Source organism: Dehalococcoidales bacterium, assembly GCA_041652735.1.
In the GTDB taxonomy this organism is placed as follows: domain Bacteria; phylum Chloroflexota; class Dehalococcoidia; order Dehalococcoidales; family RBG-16-60-22; genus RBG-13-51-18.
The window spans coordinates 1-23559 of record JBAZGT010000001.1 but is presented as its reverse complement, the minus strand read 5'-3'; the positions used below and the strand labels follow the sequence as shown (position 1 = coordinate 23559).

General features: G+C 51.4%; 20 protein-coding genes. 12 read left to right on the top strand and 8 right to left on the bottom strand.

Features of this window, described 5'->3' with window-relative positions; translation table 11 throughout:
• Window positions 1-32: 32 nt before the first annotated feature.
• The 7 genes from WC370_00100 to WC370_00070 all read right to left on the bottom strand — a co-directional run bounded on the left by WC370_00100 (window position 33) and on the right by WC370_00070 (window position 8419).
• Entirely contained in the window at window positions 33-3152 is a 3120-nt protein-coding gene (locus WC370_00100) for an ATP-dependent DNA helicase (protein MFA5307871.1), read from the bottom strand.
• A 44-nt stretch (window positions 3153-3196) separates the two neighbouring features.
• Complete coding sequence (locus tag WC370_00095) at window positions 3197-5161, bottom strand: ATP-binding protein (GenBank protein MFA5307870.1); 1965 nt, start codon at window positions 5159-5161, stop codon at window positions 3197-3199.
• Between the two features lie 17 nt (window positions 5162-5178).
• Complete coding sequence (locus tag WC370_00090) at window positions 5179-6201, bottom strand: DNA cytosine methyltransferase (GenBank protein MFA5307869.1); 1023 nt, start codon at window positions 6199-6201, stop codon at window positions 5179-5181.
• 69 nt (window positions 6202-6270) lie between these two features.
• Complete coding sequence (locus tag WC370_00085; GenBank protein MFA5307868.1) at window positions 6271-6504, bottom strand: helix-turn-helix transcriptional regulator; 234 nt, start codon at window positions 6502-6504, stop codon at window positions 6271-6273.
• Window positions 6505-6681: 177 nt separating this feature from the next.
• Window positions 6682-7026 carry an endoribonuclease MazF gene (gene mazF / locus WC370_00080; GenBank protein MFA5307867.1) on the bottom strand — a complete coding sequence of 115 codons (345 nt, stop codon included), beginning with the start codon at window positions 7024-7026 and terminating at the stop codon, window positions 6682-6684.
• Window positions 7020-7262 carry an AbrB/MazE/SpoVT family DNA-binding domain-containing protein gene (locus tag WC370_00075; GenBank protein MFA5307866.1) on the bottom strand — a complete coding sequence of 81 codons (243 nt, stop codon included), beginning with the start codon at window positions 7260-7262 and terminating at the stop codon, window positions 7020-7022. The genes mazF and WC370_00075 overlap by 7 nt, the downstream gene beginning before the upstream one ends.
• Window positions 7263-7984: 722 nt before the next feature.
• On the bottom strand, window positions 7985-8419 hold the full coding sequence (locus WC370_00070) for a hypothetical protein (protein ID MFA5307865.1): 435 nt from the start codon (window positions 8417-8419) through the stop codon (window positions 7985-7987).
• A gap of 484 nt (window positions 8420-8903) precedes the next feature.
• On the opposite strand from WC370_00070, the gene WC370_00065 reads away from it, so the two are divergent.
• The 12 genes from WC370_00065 (at window position 8904) to WC370_00010 (ending at window position 22196) form a co-directional block, all read left to right on the top strand.
• Window positions 8904-10493 carry a recombinase family protein gene (locus WC370_00065; protein ID MFA5307864.1) on the top strand — a complete coding sequence of 530 codons (1590 nt, stop codon included), beginning with the start codon at window positions 8904-8906 and terminating at the stop codon, window positions 10491-10493.
• Between the two features lie 453 nt (window positions 10494-10946).
• Window positions 10947-11414 (top strand): hypothetical protein, encoded by a 468-nt coding sequence (locus WC370_00060; protein MFA5307863.1) that lies wholly within the window; start codon window positions 10947-10949, stop codon window positions 11412-11414.
• Between the two features lie 27 nt (window positions 11415-11441).
• Window positions 11442-12254 carry a molybdate ABC transporter substrate-binding protein gene (modA, locus tag WC370_00055; protein MFA5307862.1) on the top strand — a complete coding sequence of 271 codons (813 nt, stop codon included), beginning with the start codon at window positions 11442-11444 and terminating at the stop codon, window positions 12252-12254.
• Between the two features lie 28 nt (window positions 12255-12282).
• Window positions 12283-12972 carry a molybdate ABC transporter permease subunit gene (gene modB, locus WC370_00050; protein ID MFA5307861.1) on the top strand — a complete coding sequence of 230 codons (690 nt, stop codon included), beginning with the start codon at window positions 12283-12285 and terminating at the stop codon, window positions 12970-12972.
• Window positions 12973-13013: 41 nt separating this feature from the next.
• A complete protein-coding gene (locus WC370_00045) occupies window positions 13014-14093 on the top strand; it encodes an ABC transporter ATP-binding protein (GenBank protein MFA5307860.1) in 1080 nt (359 codons plus the stop codon).
• A 42-nt stretch (window positions 14094-14135) separates the two neighbouring features.
• Window positions 14136-14600: a tRNA (N6-threonylcarbamoyladenosine(37)-N6)-methyltransferase TrmO gene (tsaA, locus tag WC370_00040; protein ID MFA5307859.1), complete on the top strand. Its 465-nt coding sequence runs from the start codon at window positions 14136-14138 to the stop codon at window positions 14598-14600.
• A 147-nt stretch (window positions 14601-14747) separates the two neighbouring features.
• On the top strand, window positions 14748-15857 hold the full coding sequence (locus WC370_00035; protein MFA5307858.1) for a histone deacetylase: 1110 nt from the start codon (window positions 14748-14750) through the stop codon (window positions 15855-15857).
• 144 nt (window positions 15858-16001) lie between these two features.
• Complete coding sequence (locus tag WC370_00030; protein MFA5307857.1) at window positions 16002-17918, top strand: GNAT family N-acetyltransferase; 1917 nt, start codon at window positions 16002-16004, stop codon at window positions 17916-17918.
• Complete coding sequence (locus WC370_00025; GenBank protein ID MFA5307856.1) at window positions 17902-20025, top strand: acetate--CoA ligase family protein; 2124 nt, start codon at window positions 17902-17904, stop codon at window positions 20023-20025. The genes WC370_00030 and WC370_00025 overlap by 17 nt, the downstream gene beginning before the upstream one ends.
• Window positions 20025-21059: a DRTGG domain-containing protein gene (locus WC370_00020; protein ID MFA5307855.1), complete on the top strand. Its 1035-nt coding sequence runs from the start codon at window positions 20025-20027 to the stop codon at window positions 21057-21059. Before WC370_00025 ends, WC370_00020 begins: the two co-directional genes overlap by 1 nt.
• A 154-nt stretch (window positions 21060-21213) precedes the next feature.
• Entirely contained in the window at window positions 21214-21609 is a 396-nt protein-coding gene (locus WC370_00015) for a hypothetical protein (GenBank protein ID MFA5307854.1), read from the top strand.
• Window positions 21609-22196, top strand: coding sequence for a phosphatase PAP2 family protein (locus WC370_00010; GenBank protein MFA5307853.1), 588 nt, complete (start codon window positions 21609-21611; stop codon window positions 22194-22196). The genes WC370_00015 and WC370_00010 overlap by 1 nt, the downstream gene beginning before the upstream one ends.
• A 10-nt stretch (window positions 22197-22206) precedes the next feature.
• Here the strand turns inward: WC370_00010 and WC370_00005 are convergent, their stop codons facing one another.
• Window positions 22207-22956 carry a class I SAM-dependent methyltransferase gene (locus tag WC370_00005; GenBank protein ID MFA5307852.1) on the bottom strand — a complete coding sequence of 250 codons (750 nt, stop codon included), beginning with the start codon at window positions 22954-22956 and terminating at the stop codon, window positions 22207-22209.
• Window positions 22957-23559: the final 603 nt, after the last annotated feature.

Sequence of the window (23559 nt, the reverse complement as noted above, 5' to 3'; positions counted from 1 at the left end):
ATTCCTCTTAGATATTCATTAGTTTAGATGTATCATTGGCCAGCCCGAGGCCTCAGTCTATCCCTTAATCCGCAAATATCCGTATAATCACAGGTCACGCACCTTCTTGGATTAGTAGAAGGCCCCCTATGGAATTGTCTTGCTCGCAGTTGTCTGGCTGTATTTATTACGAGGTCTCTTGCATCATTCAAGGCTTCATCCGTTAACTCTACTCTCAGCTCCCGACGGTCAGGTTCTGTTTCATCAAGATAACGTACTAAACCTTGCTCAGGCTGATATTCCAACTCATGCCGAGCGGCGATGCCGTACAAACCTACTTGCAAACGCATCTCTTGAGTATCTAACGCATTTGCCGCGTCGCTTTCAGCATCACCGGATTTAAAATCAAGTAGCGTCACTCGTGGAGGGTCGTCCAATCTAATTACGTCAATAGCTCCTGAGACCAAGACTTGTTCTTCTGGGATCAAAGTTTCAAATTCTCGCTCAGGTTCGAAATGCAATCGAGCTAGTTCTCCAGCGTATATACGGATATAATCGGCAATAATGGAAAATGCCTTATTCCTCATATTATCGGCAGGTTCCCCTGTTGTATATCGAAGATAGAATAGCCCTTGACGCTCCAATTCCTCAAGTCTGGCGCGTATATGCGTTGGGTTTTCTGCAATCCGCGCCCAACCTGTGGGATCTGAGTGGATCGCTCTCATTAAATTATGAACACCTCGCCCATAGCCGAAGGCTTGGTCAATGGTTGGAGTAAACCCCAATAGTTTCCTGAGATAATAATCATGTGGACAAGCCCAGTAATAGCGCATATCGGAAAATGAAGTAGCTAAGGGTAAATCCCTCGATGACTCGGAAGCCCGCAGTTCAATATTAGATAATACTTCCCGAGAATCGGAAGACACAACAACCCCAACGCCTGAAGCGATTTGGCTAATTTGTCGGAAAAATCTAGATCTTTGATCACCCGAGCAAGTTATGGCGAGATATCTCTCAGCCCTCGTTATGGCTACATACATCAATCTGCGTTCAGCGTCGTAATTATCATTATCAGCCATAGCGGATGGGTCTATTCGCCTTAATATATCCCCATCATAAGGCAAAAGACTGGGCTGTTTGGCTCTTTGACTTGGAAACCTATGAGCGTTGACGTCAGCAAGAAACACGGACGACCATTGTAATCCTTTAGCGGAGTGTATGGTCGTAATAGTAACAGCATTGGGAGCGATCAATAACGGGGACCGGTCCGCTCGAGCATTCTGAGCACCCCACTGAACTAATGCGATAATTTGATATTTGAACTCGTTCGGTTGCGTCCATCCCGGTGTCTCGATACTCTTAACCAGCGAACTCAGTTGACCCAGATGAAACATCGCGGCTTCAGTACGCCCGGATCCATTATCCCATAATCCTACATCCGCTTCCCCCAATATCCAGTGATAAAGCCGCTGGGGGAAAATTCTCCTTAGTTGGCCTGGCGTGTTCAACCATTGGCGAAGTTGGGGATTTCTGACCTCCTGAAGCTCCTCATCCGTTGCCGGGAATTGACCTTGAAGTTTGTCCCTGATCAGTCCGCCTATTCGGATCATCCTCTCTGATAAATCTTCTTGTATCGGTAAACCTGCATCACTTAAATTTTGACACGCCGCGGGTATCACTTCTTCCGGAATCGGATTACACCCGAGTACATTCCTGATACGATTTGGAAACGCTCTTAAATCATGAGGGGAACCATAAAACTCATTAATATCGGCGATAAGAGCGAGGATGGAAACGAAAAGAATAACTTCAGGTTGTGAAAAAAGATCCGGACCCGCCCTGACTACCACCGGGATGTTTCTTTGTTCTAAAATCTGCATGTATACGCGAGAATCCGTAGCAGATCTCACAAGCAACGCAATATCGCTGTACGTAAGACCTCGTTCTCCTTCTCGAGTATCATGAACCGCCCCTGTTGCGGATCGGGGTTGAACCATCGACTCTATTTTATCTGCAATCCAGTTTGCTTCCGCATTTCGAGAAGAAAAATCAAGAACACCTACGTGACTATCATCAAGATCATTGCGTCTTTCGTTTCCATGTGACATCGGAGGATTTGTCATGCGACCGACTCGCCCGATTGTGTCGGACCAAGCATTAGCCAAATTAATGATACGATCGGTCGATCTAAAATTGGCCTGCAGCTCAATTACCTGACCATCCGGCGCCTCTTCGAGTTGGTCGTACAAATTCCCCATTAATTCCACCCTGCCGCCACGCCACGCATAAATTGCCTGCCGATGATCTCCAACCGCCGTTAATTTGCCGTCGTTTCCCACGAGGAAGCGGATTATACTGTTTTGAACCGGATTGATATCTTGGACTTCATCAACGACAATATATTTCCATTTTTCATGTGCTAACCGCTGCAATTCCTCACGTCCGCGGAGAAGTCTTAATAATTCCGTTTGAGAGGTGCTAAAATCCAAGAAGCGCCGGCAACGGAGATAAGCATAAAAGCGTGCAGCGCTTACTGCAAAAGCTTGCGCAATTGCACTATTTCCCACTTGAGTGACAAGTTCCGCCTCTCTGCACCATGCACGCTCATCCCCAAGCCGAGACGGTGGTAATTCAGACATAAGATGTACATCAAGTTCATCATATTCATTCAGAAGATCATATCCATGAAGAAAAATATCGGTGGTCTCATATTGGCCAACACCTAAGGCGTCTTGGAGAGATTGTAGCCCTAATATGTTGTGAAAACTTCTGATTACAAGAGCTAAACGTGCCGCTTCGTCTATGATGTCCAGATTATGGTAGTCATCGGGGTCAAGATCACGTAGTGCTTTTAAACAAAACCCGTGAATGGTTCCTATATACATACCGCCGATTGTTGTGTCATCTCCGGGTGGAGTTACTAATTGTATATAATAACGAATGCGAAACTTGAGTTCTTCTGCAGCCGCTTCCGTAAATGTAAAGGCTACAATTTCCTCTTTGGGGATGCCTTCAACCGCCACCCACCACGCGACCCGCCTGGCCATGACATCTGTTTTGCCGGAACCCGCACCGGCAATGACAAGGAGACATCTGCTTTTAGATCTAACCGCATCCTTCTGTTGATCAGTCAGATCTTTAAGTAAAATATCTTGATGTGATTCAGTAACCATCAAGAAAACCTCAATTACCAACTTATAACAGATATTAGATGAGATTAGTGCTTCTGAATACTGTCGAGCCTTTCATCCTGCGGAGCTCGTTGTCCCAGAATATCAAGAAACTCGCTCCACCTTTTTTCAGCCGCATCCAATAAGGATTCCCAATCGTATGCATAAATATCAGTTTTCACCAATTCAGATAATTCTCTTCTTACACCTGCATCATCATCAAGATAATCAGCTACAATCAATCCGGTTATTTTCTTAATACCCAGAGCTGTTTGCGGCTCGATTTTCTCTCTGATTAAATGAATATAACGTCGACATCGCGATAAATGATCCCAATCGGCTCTCAATCCGGGACGCATGAACTCAACGATGAGTAAATGCTCCCCGCTTCTCAGTGCTAAGTCTATTCTTTTCCGCTGACCATCGTCTTCTTCATCTTTAAGACCCGCTTCTTGAGCCGCTTCTTCCATGAATCGCCGAACTGATATTTCTTTTTTAAACGTCTCCCATTTCGAATCGAGTAAATAAGGCTTTTCTGCAATAAAGTCCCTTACGCTATTTTCCAACTCCCTTTTATTTATTAATCTTCTTAATCCATTTATTGCTTCAAGTTTGGTTCTTACCGCCTCTGCGACATTAAGAGCTATTAACACATCAGCTTCGGCAAGGGTACTGAGCAGCCATTCTGTATCAACTACTTCACGCTCTGCTATTTCATCGATCAGCGCCCTCAATCTTCCCTGTTCCCAGGCGGTGAGCACGGATGCTCCAAGCTCCTGAAATTGTTCTTCCGAAAGAGCTGGGATGGAGGCCAAATGAGTGATTGCTTTATTCACTGTGCGTTTTTCGTGTGGCGGCAGTTTGTCCAATCTTGAGGAAAAAGTAAGGACCTTTTCCTCAATTCGTCTCCTTCTTTCTTCTCCACGCCTGTCTCTCCAGATACCGAGAAGTTGCCTTACTCGTTGTTGTCCCCAATTCTCCAAAGGTAGTGTCTGCTCATGTTCCCAATTGATTCTTTGTCTTTCAGTGGCAATAATATCTTCTGGTAGATCGTCAATATAATCCGCTTCCACTTTACCGGACATATATTCCTGTCCGTGTTGACCCGATAATCCACCTGACAGATTAAAAAAGAAAGGTTTCTGAGCCAATTTGCCGCGGGAAAATATCGCAATACCTGTAAGCTCTTCCTCATCAATTGGCTCACGGTAAAAATTTATTTTCCATTTTATTTCTCGATTTGCCGATAGTTTTTCCACGCCCCATCCATCGATAATGTTTAAATTTTCCGGTTTTTGCTCAGGCTTATAATCCCTTGGGAATATATATTCTATTTTTTCAATTTGTTCACCATTTGGTAATGGATCATCGTTTACAAGTATAGAAAAATCTTCAACCCGCTGCATTAACAAAAACCTTCGCGCCATACTGACTTTGAAGCTGTCTATTGACAATCTTCGTTTTAATTTCAAACCGGTCAATCTAATTGTGGTGCCATGATTTTCCGCCGCACGCTTTTCATCTTTAGGTTCAAATGAGTCAACATCTATATCCCCACCTTCAGCCACATATTCATGCGTACGTAATTGATTAATATCGAGATGGAATTTGGTTCTTTCTCCTGTTTCTTTGCTTATCGTGTCGATACTGATTATATCAGCTATGCCAAAACCGGCAAACTTGCCAATCCCCTTCCTTCCTAATACAGGTCTTTGTTTTTCGCCGGATTTTTGCCCGTCACCTGTTTCTCTCCGGTACCATCCTACCTTAAGGTAACGCTGTTCACATTCATTAAAAGTCATTCCGTTTCCATTATCGGATACTATTATCTCGGAATCCGCATTCAATTCCGTGGGTAAGGATATCCTTACTGCTTCAGCCTCTGCATCCCACGAATTCGAAACCATCTCTGCAATCGCAGCAACAGGACTCTGGTACATTTGTATTCCTAGATGGTCTATTATTCTTCCATGGAAAGATATATGTAATTTCATCGTCTCGCCTGTAGTCACAATACACCCCCACTATTCTAATTACGACGGCGTAAGACTCTACCGACACTTCTTGCATGCGCTGCTGATAGAGGTGGAGGTAAAGCATTTCCAATCATAAGCGCAATAGTGCTTTTACTTTTCGTTCCCCGGAATTTATAATTTTTAGGTAATCCCTGAAAAAGGGCAGCCTCGCGCATAGTAACGGCGCGATCTGCTTCTGGATGAAGGAATCGCCCTTTTGAAGGATTAAAACATCCGCCGGTAATAGTCGGTGCTTGTTTATCCCATGCCATACGGCCGTATATATCTTTGAAACCGTTACACCGCTGATGACAAGGCAGTTGGTCTTCCGCCGGCAGGTCGGTCCTACTTCCTCCATTATGCGGAATACGATGTATTTTGTTCATTACAGCTGGTGTTCTATGTTCAACAATATCATGTAAAGGGTCGCCACTTTCCCCGGGAGAAGGTAGATTCCCGATGGCATCTCGGACGGTCTTTCTTTTTTTACTTGCCCGGCCAAAAGGTATGGCTGTTCCCAGACCAGCTAAATATATTAAGCGCTCGCGCCGTTGCGGGACGCCAAAATCCGCAGCGTCAAGAATACGATAATCCCCGACATAACCCAGGCGTTCCATTGTTTGGCGGAATTCAGTAAATCTTTCGTCCCGGGCTAGTTCCGGTACATTTTCCATCATCACAGCTTTGGGCCGTAAATACCTAACAAAACGTTCAAATTCATGAATCAAGTCATTTCTAGGGTCATTAATATTCCTTGTACCATTGAGTGTACGGAGCGACGTGAAGCCCTGGCAAGGTGGGCATCCAGAAATAAGATCCAACTGACCCCTACGGATTTTTAGTCTTCTTTTTACCGCAGTTACTGTTACGTTCCTGATATCTTTTCCCCATACCTTGACATCTCTATGATTTGCTTTATATGTTGCAACCGCCGTCGGGTCATTTTCGATAGCTCCGATAACCTTGAATCCTGCTTTTTTTAAACCGACAGTCAGCCCGCCACAACCGCAAAATATATCTATCGCTGTAAAATTCATATCAATTGCTCACACGATGTTCAAATGGTTCAAATTTTCCCTTGGATTTGATAAAAATACCTATCATTTTTATAATCGTTCTTCGAACAATTCATTGTCCTTTAAAGAAGTCTCTTTGAATCTTTCATTAATTAACCTATTTACAGTCTGTTTAATCTTTTCTCTAGTGATTTCATTTCCGGGTTTGTTCCCTGCTTCTACATCAGAGTATGTCTTTGGATCTAAATTAGCTGCCCGAGAAAAAGCCGCTTTTGATAGATTCAATCTGAGTCGGATATTTTTTAATCTGCTATCTTTTTGCATTAGGAGTCGGCTCCGCAACTTACTTAGGTGATTCTGCGTTAAAATTAGCAGGAATTCCATGGAATGTCAAGGAATTGGATGGGATTCAATACCCAATCAAGCAGGCTTAAGATTCTCAGTCATTCTCTAAAGTTGCGTATCATGTCACAATTCTTTTTGTGACACGCAACCGGCTTCCTATATCGATAAAAGAGCACCCAGCTTCTGAATTATCTCCGAGATAACTTCATCCGGTAAAGTGCATATCAGTTCCGTATTGCGAACACGCCAGTCCAAGCTCTTAACCTGGTCGGATAAAACCGCGCCGGACACCGGTAAACCATCAGGAAGAACCACTTCGAAGGGGTAGCCCTTGATATGGCTGGTAACAGGGCACAAGATGGCCAGCCCGGTCTTACCATTATAGTTTCTCGGTGAGAGCACGACGGCAGGACGGCGCCCGGCTTGTTCGTGACCTGCCTGCGGGTTCAGGCTGATGCGCACTGCATCCCCGCATTGAGGAATATAATCCCTGTTTACCATGCTTCATTCCCTGCAGCAGGTCCGGTATCAACTTCACTGTGCAAATTGTCTTTGGTGATCTTTGCTAAGAGCTGTTTAAGCGTTGGTTTTGGTTGTGATAACGGAGCAACCACCAGTTTGCCGTCTGCTAGCGACACTTCGACAGGAGTTTCTTTTTGAAACCCAACCTCGCTGGCAAAAGACTTGGGAATACGCAAGGCAAGGCTGTTACCCCATTTCTGAACACGTGTTTTCATAGCAAACCTCCAATATGTATCTACAAAGAAGATACTCCTATTGCATCTGTCTGTCAAGCCTGTGAAAAAGAGGGCAATAGATGTATTACCACTTTAGGGAATAAGATACGGGGCGATTGATTTACTATTGCCTCAGTAAGCCTGGACGGGGTTACCCCTCGCCCCCTTTTAGCAGAGGCTAATAGAGGCACCGCGTATTTGCTGGGCGCGTATCTGCTGGCACGTATTTGCCGGCTTTCCACAAGTAACAAATACAAGTGTAGTCTGCTTAGGTTAAAGAGCGGAGGGGTGACCGGGGGTAGCGTAATTTAGCTACGAATTTGAGGCCCTGAAGCTGGTTAAAAACCAACCATTTAGCTTCAAGTGGTTTTATCACTAGCAGACCAGTTTATATGTAAGAGCCAGACCAGTTGAGGGCCACCTTAGCTTCAGTGGTCTCATTCGAGAAAAAACGGTCAACCATTCAGCGGCTTGGCAGAAACGCGGTATTCTTCGTGGTATTAAGGCTCTCATAGAGCTGGAATAGTGCGCAGGGTCACCCCTGCCCGGGTGTATATTCCTCCGGTTAATTTCTGCACGCATAGCTAAAATGAGCAGAAAACTGCATGGGTAGCTGCCATAGCCGGAATATGCAGCTTCGTCTGGCCGACCGCATAGCTGGAGAGCAGTAAGGATACAGTATCCGCACGGGTAACCGCATTACAGCGTTGCTGGGTTACCCACTAACGGCTATTCACTGGTTTTTGTCGCTCTTCTTTGAGGTCGGCCAATTTCAGACCGGCACGGGCCAGCCCACGTTTTATTTCCAGCAAGGCATCCTGCCGGGCCCATTTCCGGTCTTTGTCCGTAATGGCAATTCCTTCCTGCTCCTGCTCCCAACGTTTTAGCTTACGCTCGACAAGGAGCTCAACAAACTGCTGGAGCAGTCCCGACTCTTCGCGCAGCCAGTTTGCTACTATCTTCCAGGAAATCTGGCCTGGTTTACCACCCTTGCCACTAGAGGGATAGATGCGGCGTACCAGCCGGTAAAGCCAGACAGCATATTCCCAGGTTTCCCGGTCATTCCCCTCTATCGCAACCAGTACCGGCCCCTCTTCACTTTCGGTAATCCTGACCAGGTTGAAACCGGCTATCTCCAGCGCCGGCAAACTGAGCATGATGGAACCCTTGCCAACATCCCGGTAGAGGAACGGACCTCGCTCATAGCACGTAAAGTGCTGAAGTATCTCACGGGATAACCTGCTTGTAAGCCTGGGCTGACCGGTTCGCTCTGTCCCCCAGAAACCCCAGAGGCTTACCCCGATTTCCTCGAGGCGATATAGCCTGGACGCTTCCCTTGGTGTCATCAACTCCGGTGTCTCGCACATAATCTTCTAATTTAACAATTAAATATGGATTCTCGCCGGAATTAGCCCGCTTACAACCTCTTTGAAACTCAGGTTACCATATGGACTGAGTAAGAGCAAATGAGCACGATTGAAACGCAAAAGCTGGCAACTATCCTGGCTGACATGCTGCTCTCTGCCTTGACCTGGGAACAGGTTCACGAACAGCCGTCATCGAATGGAGATGGAAGTGCGTTAGGTGGTATACTTTCCAGTGTATACACTGACGTAGAGAAGTGCCGAGGAGGTGAGCGCAATGACGGCCCCAAAGACGGGTAGAAAGATGAGTCGTACGACGACCTTCGAAGACCTAAAAGGTCTGAGAGCTGAAGTTTATGTCCGAGATAGTACCCTTGACCAGCGAGATGGTTTTGGCCCTGATATACAGCATAAAAATGCCGAGCGTTTTGCTCAGATGTACGGCTTATTGCTTGGAGATCGATGGTATACCGAGTTTGTCAGCGGCAGAAGTGTGGAAAAACGCGCTCAATTCCAGCAGATCATTGAGGATGCCCGATTGGACAGGTTCGACGTGCTACTGGTTGACCATACTTCACGTTTTGGCCGCAATCAGGCGGAATGTATCAGGTACAAAGAAGAACTAAAGCTTTTAGGTAAAACTGTAGTCTTCGTAAGCCAGGGGATTATCTCAGGCAGTGACCGCGATTTTCTTTCTGAACGGATCAATGAGACCATGGATGAAGGCTATAGCCGCAATCTATCTCGATATATAACAGAAGGACTGGTACGCAAAGCGGAAAGCGGGTTACATGTTGGTCCGTCCCCATTGGGTTTTAAGAGCGAGTTAAAAGCAGGTACACGTGAGCATAAAGTGCCGGATCCTGCCACAATACCGATCTTGTTCATGGCATTGAAAGAATATGCTACCGGAGATTATTCCTATAGAGAGGTGGCAAATCATCTAAATGCCGTTGGTTACAGAACACAAAACGGCAGATTCTTTACCGGATACAATCTCCGGGATATTCTTAGTAATCGGTTTTACGAAGGCAAAGTAGTCTATCACCAAGGGCTTCCTGATGAGGAGGTTTTTAATGGTAAACATGAAGTGCCCGATGAAGTCCGGCAGTTATGGCTGCGCTGCCAGGTAATCAAGCACGAGAGAACCAATCGGCCTGTTGGGCATCCGAGAAATGAAACTCATGATTACCCTTTCTCGCATGTTTTGAAATGTAATCAGTGCGGCAATTCTTACCATGGCGAGGCTGTGTATTACAAGGATCATACAAAATTACGTTTAATTCATGAGCGGCATTCACAGGGGAAACAGTGCAAGATAATGCCGAAGTCCCGGTCTGTCGAATCCCTGAGCCAAGAATTTGCTGAAAGAGTGTTAGCCTATGTTAAGCTGGATGAAGGGTGGAAAACGAGGACTATGGCGGTTCTCACGAGTGATGGCGGTGTTACCCACGATAAGGCCAATCAGGAGCAAGCCGAAAAGTTAAACAAAGTTCTGGAAAACTTACGAAAACAGCATCTGTGGGGTGATATCTCCGATGTTGATTATAGACACGAAAGGGGTGAACTGGCGCGCCAGATTCATGATCTTAGTCGTGATACTACCCCTGTCCAAATGCCTAACATGGAGAGAGCGGCTAAATTATTAAATGAGATGCCCGTGCTTTGGCAGCATCCGGGAGTAACCAACAAGCAACGAGAATCTTTGGTACATGAAGTTTTTAACAAAATAAGCATAAACGGGGAGGCGTTGGTTGCCGTTGAACCAAAGCCAGAGTACGCTCCCTTATTTGCGGATATGTTAACGCACCAGCCAGTTGGTTATCATGACTTGGACTCTCCCCCGTCTCCACCAGAAATTATTTAGCCCCCGCCGGCCAATGACGGGGGCTTTCTCTTTTTTAACCGGGCTTAATCACCGGATGTTAAAGTAACGCGCATTATAATTAGTAAAGCCCCGCCCCGTCTAAGCCCCCCCCCATCCGTAATATTGACGTGAATATACCCGGTATGCTAATATAGGCAGGTTTCTCTGGAGCTGTTTCACCTAAATCCTTATGTTGAAGGTCATGGTGCGCAGCCGGTATCCCCGCTCGTAACGGGGGTCGACGGCATTACTGGAAACGGTAGTGCTTCCCCATGGAAAAGGAGATGGCATGTTTTCAGCTTGTTTTTAATAGCGCGCCTCGCCGGAGGCTGCGCTTTTTTATTTCTCTTTTTCCCGGAGCTCTCGGTGAATTGCCGCTTTTTTACGTAAGGTCGTTGTCGCTGGACATAAAATATTTCCATGAAACAAGTATCATATCGGGGTTGGTAAAACATGGGAAAAAACAGGGGACCGGACTTCCGGCGTAAGCAGCCCTCGTCCCGCAAGGGCATCGAGGTCAGAGGCACTATCTGGCTGGAGAAAGACGGCAGATTGTACCTGGATATTAAAAGGGCCACGCTGCTCGGTCTTATTGACCGGCTCGGCTCTCTGGCCGCCGCCGCCAGGTCGATGGGATTGAGCTACAATACGGCCTGGCTCTGGGTCATGGCCATGAACCGTCTCTCGCCGCGCCCCCTGGTGAAAAAGGGGAGCGGCGGCTCCAGCGGCGGCTATTCGGTGCTGACGGCGCAGGGTAGCCGGGTTATCGCGGAGTATAGCCGGCTCAACAGCAGCCTTGAAGAGACCATTGACCGGCTCGGCGGCTTCAAGCAGGGCCGGAAACGCGGCGCTCCCCGAAACGCCGTTCTCGATAAGCTGGGCGTAATCGATGATATGGAAATAGCCGCCGATTTCGGCTAAAAAAAATAAATGGAGGTAAACTGAAAAATGAACTTTTTCCGGAAAAACAGTATTGTAAGTATAAGCCTGGCGGTTTTGCTGCTGGCGCTGCTCGTCTTTGCCGGCTGCAGCGATTCTTCGGCGACTACCACCCCGCCTGCTCAGGTGGAGCTTAGCGTTTTAGCTGCCGCCAGCATGACGGATGCCCTCCAGGCGGTAAATGACCTGTATATGAGTGAATTCCCCAATGTCACCGTCGTGGCCAACTTTGCCTCGTCCGGCACGCTGCAAAAGCAGATTGAGCAGGGCGCCCCCGCGGACGTTTTCATCTCCGCGGCCGCCAAGCAAATGGACGCCCTCCAGGGCGAATCGCTGATTCTCGATGCCACCCGCCGCGACCTCCTCAACAACAGGGTGGTGCTGGTGGTCCCCGTGAACAGCACCCTCGTCCTTAACGACTTTACCGACCTGCTGAACAGCGATGTTTTACAGATTGCCATCGGTGACCCCGATTCCGTTCCGGCCGGTACTTACGGCAAGCAGGCCCTTGACCAGCTCGGCATTTACGCGCAGGTGCAGTCCAAGCTGATTCTTTGCAGTGACGTGCGCCAGGTGCTAAGCTATGTGGAGGCCGGTAACGTGGATGCCGGTATTGTCTATTCCACGGACGCCGCCATCACGGACCAGGTAAAAATAATGGCTGACGCCCCGGCGGAAGTCAACAGCAAGATAGTCTACCCGGTGGCTGTTATCAAGTCCAGCCAGCATGTCGCCGCCGCGGAGGCTTACATCGCCTTCCTTTTCACTGATGAGGTCGCGGCTATCTTTGAACAATATGGGTTCAGCGTGGTGGTACAATAAGACCGGCTGAATACTTTAGGGAAACGGCATGACGGATTCTTATCTTTCGCCATTATGGATATCGTGCAAGACTGTCCTGACGACCACGGTGATTACGTTTTTCATCGGCATCGCCGTGGCTCGCTGGATGGCGCGGTATTCCGGCCGCTGTAAAAGCCTTATCGATGGCTTGTTCATCCTGCCGCTGGTGCTGCCGCCCACGGTGGTAGGCTTCGGCCTGCTCATCCTTTTTGGCCGGAACGGCCCGCTCGGGCATGTGCTGACCTGGCTGGGGACCACCATCGTGTTTTCCTGGCCGGCCACGGTCATAGCGGCGGTCATCATGACCTTCCCGCTGATGTATATGTCCGCCCGGGCCGGCTTTGAGCAGGTTGATACCAACGTGGAAAATGCCGCCCGGACGCTGGGTGCCAGTGAGTGGCGCATTTTCTGGACGGTCACCATGCCCATGGCCTGGCCGTCCGTCGTCGCCGCCACCATTCTCACCTTCGCCCGCGCTCTCGGCGAGTTCGGCGCCACCCTGATGCTGGCCGGTAATATTCCCGGCAAGACGGCCACCATCCCGGTAGCCATTTACTTTAACATCCAGGGCGGCCATAACGACCGCGCCCTGGTGCTGGTGGCTATCGTGCTGGTAATCTCCTTTGTCTCGCTGGCGGCGCTGGCCTACTGGAAGCGCAAGACGTCCCGCACCACCGGCATCGTGTTGACGGAATAATCGGTTGTCCGGTTGCGGATATATTCTGCTGGAGATAGCTTTTGCTTGAAGTAAACGTTAAAAAAACTCTGCCCGGCTTCGACCTGGACGTGGGTTTCTCCATTGAACAGGAGATTCTCGCTATCCTGGGGCCGTCCGGTTCCGGCAAGACCATGACCTTGCAGTGCATCGCCGGTCTGCTGAAACCGGATAAAGGGCTTATCAAGCTCAATGGTAAAGTCCTGCTTGATTCTGACCGGCGTATCAACCTGGTCCCCCAGAAACGGCGGGTGGGCTTTGTCTTTCAGAACTACGCCCTTTTTCCCCACCTCACCGTCAGGGACAATATCGGCTACGGCATCCGCCACCTCCCCAAACCGGATATTCACCAAAGGGTGATGCAATTGCTGGACACGATGCATCTCAAGGAGCTGGGCGCGCGCTTTCCCCGCCAGCTTTCCGCCGGTCAGCAGCAGCGCGTCGCCCTGGCGCGGGCCATCGCCCCGGAGCCGGAGGTCTTGCTCCTGGACGAGCCTTTTTCCGCCCTGGATGCCCAGGTGAAAGAGCGCCTGGAGCTGGAGCTGATGAACCTGCAAAACTATTACCGCGGCCATATCCTCTTCGTCACCCACAACCTGGAAGAAGGCTATAAGCTGGCCTCTAAAATCGCCGTTTACGAGTCCGGTCGCATCATTCAGTGCGACTTTAAGAACAGGGTGATTAAGCTGCCGGCCAACCGCACCGTGGCCAGGCTGACCGGGGTCAGGAACATTATGAAGGGCACCGTGAAAACGGTGGAGGGTTCTGCCGTGCAGGTGGCCGTGCCGGAACTGGGCGGCAGCCTTAAAGTGAAACTGGATGAGGCCCTTAGCCTCGACGTCGGCCAGGCGGTGACCATCGGCATCCGGCCGGAGTACATCCATATCGTCGATAATCCCGGCGATAATACCTTTTCCTGCCGGGCGGATAGAATCGTGGAAGGGGTATCTCTCATCAACTGTTTCTTCCATACCAATAATAGTAGTATTGACCGCCACTGGCTGGAGGTCTCGCTGCACAAGCTGCACGCGCCCATTATCCAGTCCGGCCGTGATTGCTATGTGTATTTGCCGCCGGAGCACATCACCATCATTACCAGTTGATTTGCCTGTTTTCGGCGGAATATCGGGCTAAAGGTGGAAGCTATGTCGGATACGGTTGTTTTTCATACCATCGGCGTGATACATACGCCCTATATAAAAAAAGAGGATACTCCCATTCAGGGGTGCTTCTCGCCGGACGGCCGCGGCTGCGTGGAGGTCTTTCCGGAATATGCCGGCGGCCTTCAGGATATCGCCGGCTTTTCCCACCTGATATTGCTCTACCATTTCCACCGGGCGGAAGGCTTTCAGCTTTTGACCAAGCCCTTCCTGGATAAGGAAAAGAAGGGCATTTTCGCCATCCGTTATTTTAACCGCCCCAACCCCATCGGTCTTTCGGTGGTCAGATTGCTGGCTGTCCGGGATAATCTCCTGGATATCGCGGAGGTGGATATGCTGGACGGCACCCCGCTGCTGGATATCAAGCCGTATGTCCCGGAGTTCGATATCAAGGAGAACGTGCGGGACGGCTGGTATCCCGCTGCTAGCGAGCGGTCTGATTATATATAGTATCTTCCTGTTCTGCCGTTGCCCGGGCGACCCCGCCCGTTTTAAAGCTGTCTTGCCCTGGAATACATTTTTAATCTGCCGCCGTTTGTATTATAATAACGCAGGTTAAGTAACACATTCCCCCTCCGTTTGAAAGGAAATACCGTTTTGACCGCCGCCATACTTTACCGGGATGAGCTCACGGAATATGATTTTGGTACCGGGCACCCTTTCCGCAGTGATAGATACGTCAACTTCATGCGGTTTCTCCAGCAGCAGTTGCCCGCCGGCGAGCATTACCGCGTCATCGCCGCCGAGCCGGCCTTGGTGGACGACCTCCTGAAAATCTGTGACGAGGACTATATATCCTTTAATAAGGAATACTATCACGCCGCCGCCGCCGGCTGGACCGCCTACTTTGAGGATTTCAGCCACTACCAGTCGCCGGATAACAAGCCCCTGGGTGCCCCGGGCAACCTGGAAGAGGGCGCCCGGCTGATTGTCGGCCAGGCCAAGGCCGCCGCTGACCTCGTTCAAAGCGGGCAGTATAAAAAGGCCGTGTCTGTCGGCGGGGGCATGCATCACGCCAAACAGCGCTATGGTGAGGGCTTCTGTATCTATAACGATGTTGCTTTTGCCGCTTTATACCTTATTGACCGCTATCGCTTGGAGCGCGTGCTGGTGCTGGATACGGACGCCCACGCCGGCAACGGCACCGCGGAATACGTGCGGAAAAACCCTAAAATTCTGTTCATAAATGTCCATCAGGACCCCCACACCATTTACCCCGGCACCGGGTTCGCCGCGGAAATAGGGGAAGAGGGCGGGCTGGGCAAGACGGTGAACATTCCCCTCCCCCCCAACGCCGGCGATGACTCCTACCGCCTGGCCTTTGACCGGGTTATCCTCCCCCTTACCCGCGAATATCAGCCGCAAATCATTATCCGCAACGGCGGATCGGACCCTCATTTCGATGACGGCCTGACCAATCTGAACATGACTATCGCCGGCTTTAAAATGATGGGCGAAAAGGTGCGGGAAATGGCGGAAGTCTGTGACGGCAAACAGCTCGACCTTATTGCCTCCGGCTATAACAAGCAGGTCCTGCCCTATGCCTGGCTGGCCCTGCTCGGCGGCGCTATCCCTCTCCCGGTTAATGTGCCGGAGCCGGTGCCCGTGCCGCCGGCGCTCCAGCATGACCGCGCTCTCCCGGAAACGGAAAAGGTGCTGGAGAATGTCCGCCGCTATCACGCTGACTACTGGCGCTGCTTTAAATAGCTTTGGCCGCCCCGCCCCCCTTTAGTGGTCGGGCGCGCGTCTCTAAGTTGGTAATTGCTTTTTTCGTATTCAAAAGCGTCCGGCGTTTTTACAGACCGCTCGCCAATGGTGTATAATAGACTAGTCGTTTGTAAAGGGCAGATTGTGGCAAACCTCGATCCCCTGGAACATATCAAGAAAGAGTACCCCCAGAAATTCGCCAACGAGGAATTCATTTTTGGTCATATCCATCGTGGTGATAGGATTTTTATTTCTTCCGCCTGCGCTGAGCCGCAGTACCTCGTTTCCGCTTTAATCCGTTACGTGGAGTCCTATCCCAAGGCCTTCTTTGATACGGAGGTCATCCATATCTGGACGCTGGGTCTGGCGCCCTATACGGAGGAGCGGTTCAAGTACAATTTCCGCCACAACTCTTTCTTCATCGGCAACAGCACCCGGGAAGCGGTCAACCAGGGTATGGCGGACTACACCCCGGTCTTTCTTTCGGAAGTCCCCCATCTCTTCCAGCAAAAGAAAATCCCCATTGACACCGCGCTGATTCAGACGTCCCCCCCGGATATTCACGGCTATATGAGCCTCGGCGTCAGCGTGGATATCGTTAAAGCCGCCGTGGAGCAGGCTTCGCTGATTATCGCCCAGGTCAACTCCGCTATGCCCCGCACCCACGGTGACAGCTTTATTCACGCCAGTAAGGTGGATTTCCTGGTGCCCTATGATGAGCCTATCCTGGAGTACCATTATGCGGAAGATATCCACCCGGAGGTTACCCAGGAGATAGGCAACTATGTCTCCCGGCTGGTGCAGGACGGGGACACTATCCAGGTGGGCTACGGCACCCTGCCGGACGCCGTCCTCATCAACCTGGCCGGCAAAAAGCACCTCGGCGTCCATACCGAGCTGCTCAGCGACGGCCTGGTGGAGCTTATGAAGATGGGCGTTATCGATAACTCCCGGAAAACGGTGGACAAGAACAAGACCGTCACCGCCTTCTGCATGGGCAGCCGTGATACCTACGACTATGTTAACGATAACACCTCTATCCAGTTCCGTGCGGTGGACTATACCAATAATCTTTTCACCATCGCCGGGCAGGACTCTTTTACCGCCATCAACAGCGCCCTGGAAATTGATTTGACCGGCCAGGCCACTGCGGAATCTTTGGGCAAGGTTTTTTACAGCGGCATGGGCGGCCAGGCCAACTTCATGCGCGGCGCGGTGCTGGCCAAGCGCGGCAAGGCTATTCTTTGCCTCCCCTCCACCACCAGCAAGGGCAATATCTCCCGCATCGTGCCCTTCCTTAAAGAGGGGGCGGGGGTGACCCTGAACCGCGGCGATGTGCATTACGTGGTTACGGAGTACGGCATCGCCTACCTGCACGGCAAAAATATCCGCGAGCGGGCGATGGAGCTTATTTCCATCGCTCACCCCAGGTTCCGCAGAGACCTCATCCAGAAGGCTAAAGAGCAGAACCTTATTTATAAAGACCAGGCTTATATCGCCGGCAAGGTAGGGGAGTACCCCAGGGAACTGGAGACCTACCGCACCACCCGCGCCGGACTGGAAATTTCACTGCGGCCGGTAAAAATCAGCGATGAGCCTCTGCTCAAGGACCTGTTCTATTCCCTCTCGGATAACAGCCTGTACCGCCGCTTCATGTCCCACCGCAAGGACATGCCCCACGAGCGTTTGCAGGAGTTCGTGGTTATTGACTACCACCGTGAAGTATCTATCGTCGCCACCATCAATGAGGATGGAAAAGAGACCATCGTCGGCCTGGGGCAGTACCTGATGCTGCCGGATGCCCATGTGGCGGAAATCGCTTTCGTGGTGAACGATGCCTACCAGAACAAGGGCATCGGCAACGAGCTGCTTTCCTATCTTACCTACCTGGCCAAGAAGCAGGGCCTGCTCGGCTTTACCGCGGAAGTGCTGATGGAAAACAGCCCCATGCTCCATCTCTTTGAAAAGATGGGTTTCTTCATCGATAAACGACTTGAGGGAGAGACCTACGAGCTTAAAATGGCTTTTAGTGAGGCTAAAAGTAATGTACAACAAACCTGATATAAAATTTCTGTTTGAGCCAAGGAGTATTGCCATTATCGGCGCTTCGCGTGACAGCAGCCGTATCGGCTATAAAATCCTTCAGAACGTCATTCTCTCCGGCTTTAAGGGCGGGATATATCCCGTCAACCCGGAAAACGGATTGATTCTGGGTAAACAGGCCTATGCCAGCGTGGATGACATCCCCGGCGTGGTGGATATCGCCTGTATCGTCATCCGCGCCAAGGATGTTTTCAACTGCGTAAAAAGCTGCGCCGCCAAGGAAGTCAAATTCTGCGTCATCATCGCCTCCGGTTTCTCGGAGGTGGGCAACAGCGCTGAGGAAAAGCAAATCGTGGCCTACGCCCGGGAGCACGGCATGCGCATCCTGGGCCCCAACGTTTTCGGCATCTATTCCTCGGTTTCTTCCCTGAACGCCACCTTCGGGCCGTCCAACGTCAAGCCGGGCAATGTCAGCGTCATCACCCAGAGCGGCGCCGTGGGCATCGGCATGATGGGCAAGACCGTCACCCAGAACATCGGGCTGTCCACCATCGTCTCGGTGGGCAACAAGTCGGACCTGGACGAGTGCGATATCCTGGAGTACCTGGTGGAGCAGGAGCAGACCAAGATTATCCTGATGTACATCGAGGGCGTCAACAACGGCGAGCAGCTGGTGAAAATCCTCAAGCGGACCACCCGGCTGAAACCGGTCGTCGTTATCAAGTCCGGCCGTTCCCGCCGCGGCGCTCTGGCCGCTGCCTCCCATACCAGCTCGCTGGCCGGTGAAGACCGCACTTTCGATGATATTATCCGCCAGTGCGGCGTCATGCGCTCGGAAAGCATTTATGATGCCTTGCACTGGTGCCAGTACCTTTCCGTGGAGCCGGTGCCCCGCGGGGAAAATACCGTTATCATCACCAACGGCGGCGGCATGGGTGTCCTGGCCGCTGACGCCTGTGAAAAGTATAACGTCAATCTTTACGACGATTTGAAAGACCTGGACAAGACCTTCTCCCCCGTCCTCCCTTCCTTCGGCTCCTCCAAGAACCCCGTCGACCTTTCCGGCCAGGCCTCCGCCGAATATTACGATAAGGCCCTGACCGCCGCCCTGGATAACAAGGAAATTCACGCGGTCATCTGCCTTGCCTGTGAGACTGCCGTGTTTGACCCGGACGGCTTTTTCGAGGTTATCCGTAAGCAGATGCCGCAGTACCTGAAAAAGAAACCCCTCATCGTGTCGCTTTTCGGCGGCGCCCAGATAGAAAACTGCCTTAACGGGCTGAAGAAGCTGAACATCGCCGCTTTTGAGGATGTCTATGAGGCGGTCTCCCTGCTCGGCGCGGTCTATGCCAACTATCACACCCGGCGGCAGCCGGTGGAAGAGCTGCCGCATCTGGATATAGACTCCGCCAGGCTCAACGCCCTTATCGGCCGCGTCCGGGCGGATAACCGCACCTTCCTCCTCGCCCATGAGGCGCAGGCTTTTATGAAAATCGCCGGTATTCCCGTCCCTGAAAGCCGCGTCGCCCGGGACATTAATGAGGCGGTGAACTTCGCCGCGGAAATCGGCTATCCCGTCGCCATGAAAATCGTTTCCAAGGACATCATCCATAAGAGTGATGCCGGCGGCATCGCCCTTGACCTGCAAAACCGCGATGAGGTCATCACCGCTTATGAAGCCATCATCCACAACGTGCGCGCCCACAAGCATGACGCCGTTATCGAGGGCGTGGAAATCGTGGAAATGATTTTGTCGGAGACGGAGACTATCGTGGCCGCCCGGCGTGACCACGCTTTCGGCCCGATGGTGATGTTCGGCCTGGGCGGCATTTACGTGGAGGTCATGAAGGACGTCACTTTCCGCGCCTTCCCCCTTGGCCGCAACGAGGCTTTGAAGATGATTAGCCAGGTGCGTTCCTACCCGTTGCTGCTGGGCGTGCGCGGTGAAAAGAGGAAAGATATAGACGCCGTGGCGGATGCCATCATCAAGACCGGCACCATTCTCCAGGAGTGCCAGGATATTACGGATATTGAAATCAATCCTTTGGGGGTCTTCAGCCAGGGTGAAGGCGTGAAGGCCGTTGATATCAGAATTTTACTTTCGAAACCGCAGGAGGCATCATAATGAACAATATCATTATAGGCTCCGTCAGTGAGAATTCGGGCAAGACCAGTTTCATCATCGGCCTGGCTAAAGCCGCGGGCAAGAAATTCGGTTACCTGAAGCCCTTTGGCGATAAGCTGATTTACCGCAAAAAGCGACTCTGGGACTACGATGCCGCTTTGATTACCAATATCTTTGGCTTGCAGCAAAGCTCCGATGAAATGACCATCGGCTTTGAGCACGCCAAGCTGCGCTATATGTACGATGAAGCCGGCACCAAGGCCAAGCTGCTGGACATGGTGCGCAACCTGGATAGCGCCAACGAGCTGCTGATTATCGAAGGCGGCAAGGAGCTTTCCTACGGCGCTTCCGTCCGGCTGGACACGCTTTCACTGGTGAAGTACACCGGCGGCAAGCTGGTGCTGGTGGTCAGCGGTGATGAAGGCCGCATTATCGACGATATTACTTTCATCAAGACCTACGTTGATATGGCGGGCATTGATTGCAGCGTCATCATCAATAAAATCAAAAACCTTGATGATTACAAGGCCAGCTACCTGCCGGACATTAAGAGCATGGGCGTGAATGTCCTGGGCGTTATCCCCGATGAGGCGGAGCTTACTTACCCCACTATGGCTTACCTGGCGGAAAAGCTTCAGGCGCGCACTATCGCCGGGGAAAGCGGTCTCAAGAACCGCATTAAGCACATCTTCATCGGCTCCAAGTCTGCGGATACCGCCGTGCGCGACCCCCGCTTCAACCAGCAGGACAAGCTGATTATCGCCTCCGGTGACCGCTCGGACTATATCGCCTCCGCTTTGGTCGTCCCCGCCTCCGGCATTATCCTGACCAATAACATCCTGCCGCCGCCTTATCTCCTCACCAAGCTTTCGGATGCCAGTATCCCGGTCCTGCTGGTGCCTTATGACACCTATGAGACCGCCAAGCAGATAGATGAAGCGGTGCCGCTCTTGACCAGGGACGATGCGGATAACATCCGTTTGCTCCAGACCCTCGTCGAGCAGAACGTGGATATCAAGAGTCTTTTAAGCTAGGATTTTTCCCCTCCCCCCTCCGGTAATAGACGCCCCGGTGACTGAATCGGGGCGTTTTCTTTTCCCTTGATAATTAAGGAATTGTTATTTATGCACAAAAGGTTCAGGCACGCCCTTTGAAAAATGTCGCCGGTTATGCCACAATATTCCCGGTATGTACACGCTGCTCGGGTTGAAATATAGTCTCATGGTGTTCACCGCCATCGTGGGTGTCGTTCAGGCCGCCGCCGCTTATAACAACCTGCGCGGCTTGCTGTTCTTCCGGAACAAGATATGCGCCTATGTCTTCGCCGCTCTGGCGGTCGCCGCCCCCCTGGGCGTCCTGTTTTGCTGGAATTACCTGTTTGAAATAAACGTGGTCGCTGGCAGCGAGCAGGCCGGGTTGTTCTTTTTTTCCACCGTCGGGGCCGTCATCTTTACGGTTATCGTCTCTTCGCTGGTTAACCTCAAATTACATTCGCCGGATGCCGTTAAGCTTAATGGGCTGGACGCTCTGCGCGAGAGTAATTTCCTCCGCCTGCTGTGGGAAAGGATTGCCGGTAAACACTGATGTCTGATACCTCCGTCTTCCAGTGGATTAACGGCCTTTCCGGGCATGTCCCTTTCTTTGACGAGTTTTTCAAGGGCTTCGCCAACGATTACTTCGCGCTGGTCGTCGGCATGTTGCTGATGATATGGCTCTGGTTCGCCTCCCGCGACCCCGCCGTACGCGACCGTAATCAGCGTACCGTCATCCTCACCATGATTAGCATCGGCATGGCCGCCACCGCCATGGTGCTGATTAACAATAACATGGAACCCCGCCTCCGCCCCTTTGACGTGCTCCCGCCGGACCAGGTAAACGTGGTGTTCTACCGCCCGCTGGACTCGTCTTTCCCGGCCAATTATGCCGCCATCATGTTCTCCATGGCCTTTCCGGTCCTGTTCCGCAACTGGCGCTACGGCCTCTGGCTGCTCGCCTTCGCCGTGGTCGGCGGTTTCGGCCGGATATACATGGGCGTCCATTATCCCCTGGACGTGCTGGCCGGGGCCGGCTGCGGTCTCCTGGGCTGCGGTGTGGCCTACTTTCTCTACTGGGTGTTCGGCTGGTTCATCACTCTGCTGTTGAAGGTATTCCGCTTTTTAGCGCTGGCCTGATTACCTCCTTTTATTTTCGCCCCACCGCCACCAGCCGCCGCGCCGTCTCATCGTAGGGATGCCCCTCTGCGTCGCCGTAGATGTCCGCTTTCCCGAACCCCCCGCCCATAAATAATGCCGCCATTTCCGACCCCGCGTACAGCCGGTGCTCCACCGTGTTCTCGATGCGTTCACTGCCCCGCAGCATTATCCACCGTGCCTGCATCCAGCTCCAGTTCTGGCTTACGGTCATCTCGTTGAGCACTATCATGCCCCCGTACTCGTTCCACATGTGCTTCTGGAATATCTTGGCCAGCGTTTCCTTGCCCTGGGTGTCCAGCAGGAAAACGCCCCTCGGCTTTAGGGAATCGCAAACGTTTTTCACCACGGCGCGGTCGTCGTTCGGGTCGCGGAAATAGCCGAAGGTGGTAAACAGGTTGATGACGGCGTCGAAGGTATTCGGCCGCCGGAAGTCCCGCATGTCGCTCTGGACGAACTCCACGTCCAGCTTTTCCTGTGCCGCCTTTTCCCGCGCTTGCTCCAGGTAGCGTTCCATGCGGTCGACTCCGGTTACTTTGAACCCCCGCCGCGCCAGCTCCAGGGAATGCCGCCCCACCCCGCACCCCAGGTCTAGAATACGCGCTCCCGGCGCTGTTTGCAGCAGCCCCAGCACCCAATCGACTTCCTGCGCCGCGTGCTCGATGCGCGGCTGGGCGAACAGCCAGGGCTGCCAGGTCTCCCAGAAGGTATCGTTTTCAAACCATTGTTTTTCCGTATTCATTTCCATCTCCCGCCGTTATTTAATCTTATCGTCATCCGTTAATAGCGCTGTTCTTACATATTTGCCTCCATAAAACACGAAAGCCCGGGATTTTACTCCCGGGCCCGGTATGCTTTATTGACTTGGAAACTGGAATTACGGCGTCATGACCGCCACAGCACACCGGGCCGCCGTAAGGACGGCAGCGCTAATGATGACGCTAATAATGGCGGTGTGCTTGTTTATACTTGCCATAATCTTAAAAACAATAGCCCATTATATTACCCTTTGTCAGAACGTGTCAATACCCTTCTAACTATTATTTAGGAAAATTCAGCTCTTTTTCCCCTCCCCCAAAACCATCCCGCCGCCTTCCCCCCGTCATTCCCGCTCATCCTGAGCCTGTCGAAGGAGAAAGCGGGAATCCAGCACCCCATCCTCTCAACTACTAACTACAAATTACAAACTACCACTCAATCCTCTCCCTCTCTGTCAACGGAGAGGGACGATAGGTACAGACCGGGTACAATGGTAACAAAATAGACCGGGCACATGGGTTACAGATAAGGTATTGGTGGAGGTGCGCCGATGCCTTGGAAAGAGACCTGTGCCATGGATGAGAAA

Bases quoted from the DNA above. Each gene is read 5' to 3' on its own strand.
- tsaA (MFA5307859.1), top strand. From the start codon at position 14,136: ATGTCGGATACGGTTGTTTTTCATACCATCGGCGTGATACATACGCCC.
- modB (MFA5307861.1), top strand. From the start codon at position 12,283: ATGACGGATTCTTATCTTTCGCCATTATGGATATCGTGCAAGACTGTC.
- WC370_00010 (MFA5307853.1), top strand. From the start codon at position 21,609: ATGTCTGATACCTCCGTCTTCCAGTGGATTAACGGCCTTTCCGGGCAT.
- modA (MFA5307862.1), top strand. From the start codon at position 11,442: ATGAACTTTTTCCGGAAAAACAGTATTGTAAGTATAAGCCTGGCGGTT.
- WC370_00100 (MFA5307871.1), bottom strand. From the start codon at position 3,152: ATGGTTACTGAATCACATCAAGATATTTTACTTAAAGATCTGACTGAT.
- WC370_00025 (MFA5307856.1), top strand. From the start codon at position 17,902: ATGTACAACAAACCTGATATAAAATTTCTGTTTGAGCCAAGGAGTATT.
- WC370_00090 (MFA5307869.1), bottom strand. From the start codon at position 6,201: ATGAATTTTACAGCGATAGATATATTTTGCGGTTGTGGCGGGCTGACT.
- WC370_00020 (MFA5307855.1), top strand. From the start codon at position 20,025: ATGAACAATATCATTATAGGCTCCGTCAGTGAGAATTCGGGCAAGACC.
- WC370_00085 (MFA5307868.1), bottom strand. From the start codon at position 6,504: ATGCAAAAAGATAGCAGATTAAAAAATATCCGACTCAGATTGAATCTA.
- WC370_00065 (MFA5307864.1), top strand. From the start codon at position 8,904: ATGACGGCCCCAAAGACGGGTAGAAAGATGAGTCGTACGACGACCTTC.
- WC370_00060 (MFA5307863.1), top strand. From the start codon at position 10,947: ATGGGAAAAAACAGGGGACCGGACTTCCGGCGTAAGCAGCCCTCGTCC.
- WC370_00075 (MFA5307866.1), bottom strand. From the start codon at position 7,262: ATGAAAACACGTGTTCAGAAATGGGGTAACAGCCTTGCCTTGCGTATT.
- WC370_00070 (MFA5307865.1), bottom strand. From the start codon at position 8,419: ATGCTCAGTTTGCCGGCGCTGGAGATAGCCGGTTTCAACCTGGTCAGG.
- WC370_00005 (MFA5307852.1), bottom strand. From the start codon at position 22,956: ATGAATACGGAAAAACAATGGTTTGAAAACGATACCTTCTGGGAGACC.
- mazF (MFA5307867.1), bottom strand. From the start codon at position 7,026: ATGGTAAACAGGGATTATATTCCTCAATGCGGGGATGCAGTGCGCATC.
- WC370_00015 (MFA5307854.1), top strand. From the start codon at position 21,214: ATGTACACGCTGCTCGGGTTGAAATATAGTCTCATGGTGTTCACCGCC.